Raw genomic sequence first — 6,931 nt, forward strand, 5'->3', positions numbered from 1 at the left:
AGCAATAACGTCAGCTTGACTAGCAGCTTCATTTAAATCAACCACTGGCCAGCCGTCGTATTTCGCTTGAAGCGCTCTTGCTGGGTCAAGTTCTGCTACTTGAACCTGTGCCCCGAACGCTTTAGCCGAGGCGGCAACGCCCTGCCCTACCAAACCATAACCAATAACAACCACTACTTTTTCGTGCAGAGTTAGATGAGTGGTTTGGAAGAAGGTTTGCCATGCGCTTAAACCCACCATGTGCCTGTTGTGAAGCCCTTCTTTTACCGGCAAATCATCCCAGTTAAATATTGGATAGTTTGGCGCCATACCATTTAAACGGTTAATGCCAGAGCCCGTTGCTTCTAAGCCCGATACAATGCTCGGTACTGGTTTATTTGCTTTTATATTTTCGTGAAGTCGAGTTGTCAGATCTGCGCCCATTTCACACAAATGGGTAGGCTGCCACGCCAGCGCTTTATCGAATGACTCAGACCAGTCAGCCTCGCTCATATCAAGCCATGCATGGGCCGTTGCGCCTTTATCAACAAGGTAAGACACCACGTCATCTTGCACTGTAGTGGGGTTACACGTGGTAAGAAAAATGTCGCATCCTCGTGAAAGTAGCCCTTCAACCAAAGGCGCCATTTTCAAATCTAAATGCATGTTGCAAGCAAGTTTAACGTTCGACAGATCGGGAAGTGATGCAATGGCATTACGAGTGCGCGGCATATGAAGGCTAGCCCACGCCAACTCTGCTTGAAAATCTTGGTACATGAAAAGGATACTCTGAGAAAATGAAAAGCAGAATCATACGTGAGAATGCTGTATTTATAAATCAGCTAGATACTTCCCTTTATTTCTCCTATTGGTTATTTCCTCTTATTCTGAATCTTCCTCCCAAATCACCACTTTGTTTCGACCTTTTGCTTTCGCTAGGTACAAGGCTTGGTCTGACTGTTTAATGAGAACATTTATATCCTCTTCGCCTGGCGAGGTTCCTGCCACACCTATACTTACTGTCACTCGTATGAATTTGTTGATGTCGTGGGTGAAAAGGTGTACGCGGAGATTCTTGGCAATTTGCTTGGCGTAATGCACCCGAGTATGGGGCAAAAATACCAAAAACTCTTCTCCGCCCCAGCGAAAGGTAATGTCAGAGCCCCTAACTTGCCCTTTAATTTCTTCAGCGACTTTTATTGGGCTATTTTTAGCAATATGAGTAACAAGAACACTATATGAATCTAATTCAACAGCCCCCCCAAACCGTGTTACCAGTGAACCCATAACTAACGCGCCCTTTAGTATTTTTTATAAGTGTATTCTGCTGATATTTAGTCAGGATGTCTTCAGCAGTAAGCTGACTACCTTCCTCGTAATACATCCACAGCTTGTCGTTAACTAACTGCATTTTATCTAAAGACGCAGTATTTTTAGCGTAAGCGTGAGAGAGGCCGCCCCACAAGCAATTAACTATTACAAAACCAATAAATAAAAGAAGTGCTTTCATACATCAATTCTTTTGAATAGGGGCTTTTAAACACAGGGCAAGCTTTTGTATCGGCAACCCTTTCTTATATAAATATTAAGTTACGCTTATCAAAACCGTTTGTGAATAGGTTAAATTCATCAATATTCTACAAATGCGTTTTTATGTTGTTTCGTTTCCACATGTAAAGGCTTACGTATCTTTTATGCTTAGTTTTATTACCAGCACGCTGATTCCTGTTTTGATCCTTCTGTTAATGGGATGGCTATTTTTTCGCATTAAATGGCTCAATGAAGGATTTATAGAAGCTGGATCTAAACTGGTATTTAACGTTGCGCTCCCTGCGCTATTATTTTTATCGATAGCGCGAGCAGACTTTTCTAAAGCCGCCAACCTATCGCTGATAGGCGTTGGAGTTATGGGCACGCTCATTGTTTTTGCCGCTCTGATGATTACCTCTCATCTGACCGTACATCCGTACAAAGCCAGAGGTGTGGTTGTACAAGGCGGTTTCAGAGCCAATATGGGCATTATTGGCCTTGCTTATTGTGCCAATACCTATGGGCAAGAAGGGCTTGCTGTAGCCTCGGTCTATATGGGGTGTATTACTATATTGTTTAACGTATTGTCTGTCTTTGTTCTTAATTTTTATCAAGGCACGTCGCGTTCTTTGTTGGGTCAAGTTACTGGCATGGCGAAAAACCCGCTGATTCTTTCTATCGCGGCAGCGCTCCCCTTCTCTTACTTCGAATGGCAATTGCCCACCACCTTGATAAAAACCGGTGAATACTTTGCGCAGCTAACACTGCCACTTGCACTTATTTGTACCGGAGCTTCCCTACAGTTCCGCTCATTCTCCAGTGACTGGTTTAACATTGTGCTTAGCACAACCAGTAAATGCGTGGTTTATCCCACCATATTAGTCGCGTTTGCTTATGCTTTTGGATTTAGAGGTATGGAGCTGGGCATTGTTCTTCTTCTCGCCATTTCACCTACTGCTGCAGCAAGCTATGTCATGGTTAGAAACTTAGGCGGTGATTATCGTTTGGCGGCAAGTATCATCGCAGTGAGCACATTGGCATCTCTGCCTATTACCGCCCTCGCCTTTGGAATATTAAGTAAACTACAGCTGGTGTGATGAAAATACGCCTTTGTTAAGCGCATTTTAAGTTTATAAACAGTGAAGAGTGAAGCTATTGATGTGTTGTTAGACGGTATTGGAAACGAAAAGCGCCGGGTAACTCGACGTTAACCCGGCGAAAAAGGCGTAACAGACGTCGCCCTAATCTGCTTCGATCTCACCCTCTTCAATGGCCACAACGCGACGTGCTTCAACGTAGGTTTTAATAGCCCAAAGTGTCTCTTGGTCTAAGATAGGATCGGTTTGACCTTCAGGAATACCGCCAAGTGCAGGCATGCCTTTCGCCGAGCCAAAACGCAAGCGCTCAACGAACCATTCGTCGTCTTCAAAACTTTCTGGGTCGAGTTCACGAAGGTCTGGGTTTATTCCGCCAGACTGCGCGTGCAAGCCGTGACAACCTGCACAGTTATTTGCATAAGCTGACTCACCAAACTTGATGACCTTCGTTTTGGTTTCTTCATCAAGGCTTCGATATGGGTTTTCAAACACCCAGCCATTTTCAGACTCATCGCCATCAGTGATTGGCGGCATAGCTGAGCTATCTGCTCCTTGAGGGATAACATTTCCATGTGCAAGCACGTGGCCAGACAAGCCAGTCACCACGAGTGCCGCAAACAACATCGATATTTTTGTTTTCATAATTCATACATCCTCAAAAGACTATGAATTAAGTATACGTACGAGGAAATAAGGGGTAACTCTACTTTGGTTTTGAAAGGCTCCTCCTTTGGTAGGAGGCCACAATGATAGCCACTGAAAGCGCAAGCTTTACAATAGCTGCTTCAACGTTAGTGCTAAAGTCAGAGTCGAAATAACGCCCATAAGAATGATGAAGACTTACCTTGCTAACAGGTAAATGAATAGGTGAAGAAAAAAAGGCCAGCGCACCTAGGCGCTGGCCATGTATTAATCACTATATACTGCTCAGCTAAGGTTAGTTTTTTGCCACCTGCTGATAGCGCTTGGGCAATTTAAACGTCCACACGGTGCCGCCTTGGTTGAAGTGCTTCACGCGTTTTGCAACTTCACCGCCCCATAATGGCACTGCGCCGCCCCATCCTGATAGTACAGAGATGTACTGCTCACCATCCATTTCCCATGTCACTGGAGAGCCAACAATACCTGAGCCAGTTTGGAACTTGTAAACCATTTCGCCAGTTTTGTCGTCAAAGGCCATAAGATAACCTTCAGGGTTACCGGTCCAAACCAGACCACCACCTGTGGTTAACACGCCGCCCCAAAGCGGAGAGAAGTTGTTATAGCGCCAAACGGTTTTACCTGTTTTGGGGTCAATCGCTTTAAGTACGCCGATAAAGTCCTCATTCACTGATTTGATGGTGAAACCCGCACCAAGGTACGCTGCACCTTTTTTGTAAGAGGTAGGCTCGTTCCAGATATCCATTTCCCATTCGTTTGAAGGCACATAAAAGAGTTCAGTATCCTTTGAATAGGCCATTGGCATCCAGTTTTTACCACCTAAGAACGCAGGACGCGCTACGACCTGTGCACCTTGTTTACCATCAGCTGATTGCGCTGGGCTTCCTGGGCGATTTTCTTCAATGTAGATAGGTCGACCTTTTTCATCCAGTCCCTTTGCCCAGTTTAATTTATCAACAAACGGGAAGCCGCGAATGAAGTCACCGTTTTCGCGGTTAAGGACGTAGAAAAAGCCGTTTCTGTCGGCGGTTGCCGCCGCTTTCACTGTCTTGCCATTTTCCTGGTAGTCAAACGAGATAAGCTCGTTTACGCCATCGAAGTCCCAGCCATCGTGTGGTGTGGTTTGGAAGTGCCACACAATTTTGCCTGTATTAGGGTCGATAGCTAAGCGCGACGACGAGAAGTAGTTATCGCCCGGACGTAGGTGAGAGTTCCACGGTGCAGGGTTACCCGTACCGAAGAATAGCAAGCCTGTATCTGAGTCGTAAGTACCACCTAGCCACGTTGCTGCACCACCGGTTTTCCATAAATCAGCAGGCCATGTTTTACCTGGCGCGCCACCTGAAATACCATTTTCGGTTTTCTTACCGTCTTTCCATAAGTACCCCATGTGCCCTTCAACGGTAGGTCTAACCCATAGCTGTTTGCCAGACTTCGCGTCGTAAGCATACACTTTACCGACGATCCCGAACTCACCACCGGAAATCCCTGTAATGACTTTTCCGTCAACTACAATAGGCGCTGCAGTAATGGCGTAGCCCGCTCGGTAGTCTTCAACTTTTTTCTTCCAAACAGTTTTTCCCGTGTCTTTATCCAGTGCTACTAACTTGGCATCCAAGGTGCCAAATATGACCAGATTATCGTAAAGCGCAACGCCACGGTTTATCACGTCACAGCAAGGCATAATGCCGTCTGGCAAACGCGCTTCATATTGCCATAGCTCTTCACCAGTTCTCGCATCGATGGCCCACACACGAGAGTAAGATCCGGTTACATACATCACGCCATCTTTTACCAGAGGCTGCGATTCTTGACCCCGCTGCTTTTCACCACCTAATGAAAACGCCCACACGGGACGTACTTCTTCTACTGTATCGCGGTTGATGGCGGTGAGCGGGCTGTAGCGCTGAGCTTTCAAGCCCATTCCATACGTCACTACGTCATCAGTGGTAACGTGGTCATTTTGAATATCTTTGTCGGTGACAACAGCATGGACAGGAGTTAACGCACTTGCACAAACCAGCATAGATAAGGCAAGTTTTTTAATTGGCATATTATTATTCATAACGGTTCCTAGTTGCATGTAGGCCATAAATGGTCTGTTTCAGACTATTCGTTAGGATTAGCATAGCTAGGGGGGATGTCGATGCCTATGCAACAGCGGAGTGATTTGACTCCTCCTTTAGGAGGAGGAATGAAGGGCTATTTTCCCTTTTGATTAACGCCTTTACGCTTTCACGTCTTTTTAAAGAAATGCGTTCTTCCAATACTGATAGCAGTGCTTAAGATAATAAAGCTGATGGCCACAGAAGTATTGCCTAAAGTGCTTTCGTTCTGAACGCTATTGTTCAGAGGGCGCTTATTCTGAAAGCTCTTGCCCCGCAAAATAGGGCGGCATCTCATAAATGGTTTTGTATTTCTCAAATAGCCGTTGCATATCGCCCTCGACCACCATTCGCGTAATTACATCACCAATTTCATAGCCAAGCGCGCGATAATTAGTATGAACAGCAAGTCCTATGTCCCACTTTTGCTTTCCGATGAGCGGAAACGCGTTGCTTGCAAGGCGATATTGCTCATTATCAACAAACTGACTGAGGTAGGATATTTGCGAGCGCAATCCCATTACCGCTTCGACGGTTCCTGCTTTCATTGCGTCAATCGCTTCTGCGTTTGAACCATAGTGCGATGTTTTTTCTCGCAATCTGCCGCCAAACGCTGACGTTAAGTAAAAGTGGGGAATGCTGTCTATTTCCGCACCAATTGTGTGATACTGAAACATGCCCATGGTTTCCACTTCGGGCAAGGTGTGCGTGTTATGAATGATTTGCCAGCTTTCACGCTGATAGGGGGCAAACATATGAACAAGCTCATTAACCAACAAACCCACGTCGTCACGTTTTTGAGAAAAACTGGGGTCGTAAGGCGCGCGCATCATCACATCAGCTTTAATGCGGTGGATAATATGGCCCTTCCATAGGTAATTTCTGAAATCGTCCTCTGTCGTTTCACCTGGTGTCATCCATATCAGTTCTAGCTCAACACCTAGGGCGCTCGCGATTTCACGGGCGATATCAATATCAATACCTGCGGGGCTGTCGTTTTCAATAAATGAAAATGGAGGATAGTCGGTGTACACCGCAATTCTAATTAAACCGCTGTCTTTAATATCGTCTAACGATCTTGCTTGCACGAACGCAGAAAGCGCAGAACCCGTTATCAGGCAGAGTAAAATGAAAATAACTCGAAAAGGTTTAACTAACTGCACAGCTTACCCACTTATTCAATCGAACTTCTTAAGCATACTAAGGGGTTAGCGTGATTTTACTAATGCTACTTTAGCGCCATAGCATTCCTCCTTTAGGAGGATGTTCTTCGGGAAAATTGCCATATACCCTTATGTCAGACAAACAGAAATCAGCAAAAGCATGCAGCTGAGCTCGGGGTGGTATATGGCAAAGGGTGTAAAAAGCACGGTTGAAGGACGATTAACCGGTAAGCGTTATCAAAAGTGTGTAGCGTCACTTTTTTGTTGCCTTCTGTTGTCGTTTTTAAACAGCGCGCTCGCATTCAATGAAGCGCAACCTTCACAGGCTCAACAAGCTGCACGACAGGCCTCTTTTGCCACTATTGTGGTCATTTACATAAAAGTTGCGGGCACATCT

Annotated in this window: 7 protein-coding genes and 1 pseudogene; 2 read left to right on the top strand and 6 right to left on the bottom strand. The window is 45.5% G+C overall.

The window, feature by feature from the left end:
• The 3 genes from QVA83_RS12965 to QVA83_RS12975 all read right to left on the bottom strand — a co-directional run.
• Nucleotides 1–756 (bottom strand): adenosylhomocysteinase (locus tag QVA83_RS12965; RefSeq protein WP_287498532.1); only part of this gene is annotated, 756 nt, incomplete at its 3' end.
• A 105-nt stretch (nucleotides 757–861) separates the two neighbouring features.
• Nucleotides 862–1,266, bottom strand: a complete 405-nt coding sequence (locus tag QVA83_RS12970) for a GGDEF domain-containing protein (protein WP_278346719.1) — start codon at nucleotides 1,264–1,266, stop codon at nucleotides 862–864.
• Nucleotides 1,229–1,489: a hypothetical protein gene (locus QVA83_RS12975; protein WP_287498533.1), complete on the bottom strand. Its 261-nt coding sequence runs from the start codon at nucleotides 1,487–1,489 to the stop codon at nucleotides 1,229–1,231. Before QVA83_RS12975 ends, QVA83_RS12970 begins: the two co-directional genes overlap by 38 nt.
• Before the next feature lie 184 nt (nucleotides 1,490–1,673).
• Between QVA83_RS12975 and QVA83_RS12980 the strand changes: the two genes are divergently transcribed.
• Nucleotides 1,674–2,606: an AEC family transporter gene (locus QVA83_RS12980; RefSeq protein ID WP_014950661.1), complete on the top strand. Its 933-nt coding sequence runs from the start codon at nucleotides 1,674–1,676 to the stop codon at nucleotides 2,604–2,606.
• Nucleotides 2,607–2,750: 144 nt separating this feature from the next.
• On the opposite strand, the gene pedF is transcribed toward QVA83_RS12980, so the two are convergent.
• The 3 genes from pedF to QVA83_RS12995 form a co-directional block, all read right to left on the bottom strand.
• Nucleotides 2,751–3,248 (bottom strand): cytochrome c-550 PedF, encoded by a 498-nt coding sequence (pedF, locus tag QVA83_RS12985; protein ID WP_014950662.1) that lies wholly within the window; start codon nucleotides 3,246–3,248, stop codon nucleotides 2,751–2,753.
• A gap of 295 nt (nucleotides 3,249–3,543) precedes the next feature.
• Complete coding sequence (locus tag QVA83_RS12990; RefSeq protein WP_014977357.1) at nucleotides 3,544–5,331, bottom strand: PQQ-dependent methanol/ethanol family dehydrogenase; 1,788 nt, start codon at nucleotides 5,329–5,331, stop codon at nucleotides 3,544–3,546.
• A gap of 294 nt (nucleotides 5,332–5,625) precedes the next feature.
• Nucleotides 5,626–6,534: a substrate-binding periplasmic protein gene (locus QVA83_RS12995; protein WP_287498534.1), complete on the bottom strand. Its 909-nt coding sequence runs from the start codon at nucleotides 6,532–6,534 to the stop codon at nucleotides 5,626–5,628.
• Nucleotides 6,535–6,718: 184 nt separating this feature from the next.
• Here QVA83_RS12995 and QVA83_RS13000 point away from each other — a divergent pair.
• Nucleotides 6,719–6,931, top strand: a pseudogene (locus QVA83_RS13000) (hypothetical protein); the annotation flags it as partial.

Origin of the sequence: Alteromonas sp. AO-Serp, assembly GCF_017849675.1 — a bacterium.
Lineage (GTDB): Bacteria > Pseudomonadota > Gammaproteobacteria > Enterobacterales > Alteromonadaceae > Alteromonas > Alteromonas macleodii.

What these genes read in the sequence shown, in the direction of transcription:
- pedF (WP_014950662.1), bottom strand. Translation starts at nt 3,248, where the DNA reads ATGAAAACAAAAATATCGATGTTGTTTGCGGCACTCGTGGTGACTGGC.
- QVA83_RS12980 (WP_014950661.1), top strand. Translation starts at nt 1,674, where the DNA reads ATGCTTAGTTTTATTACCAGCACGCTGATTCCTGTTTTGATCCTTCTG.
- QVA83_RS12975 (WP_287498533.1), bottom strand. Translation starts at nt 1,489, where the DNA reads ATGAAAGCACTTCTTTTATTTATTGGTTTTGTAATAGTTAATTGCTTG.
- QVA83_RS12990 (WP_014977357.1), bottom strand. Translation starts at nt 5,331, where the DNA reads ATGAATAATAATATGCCAATTAAAAAACTTGCCTTATCTATGCTGGTT.
- QVA83_RS12970 (WP_278346719.1), bottom strand. Translation starts at nt 1,266, where the DNA reads ATGGGTTCACTGGTAACACGGTTTGGGGGGGCTGTTGAATTAGATTCA.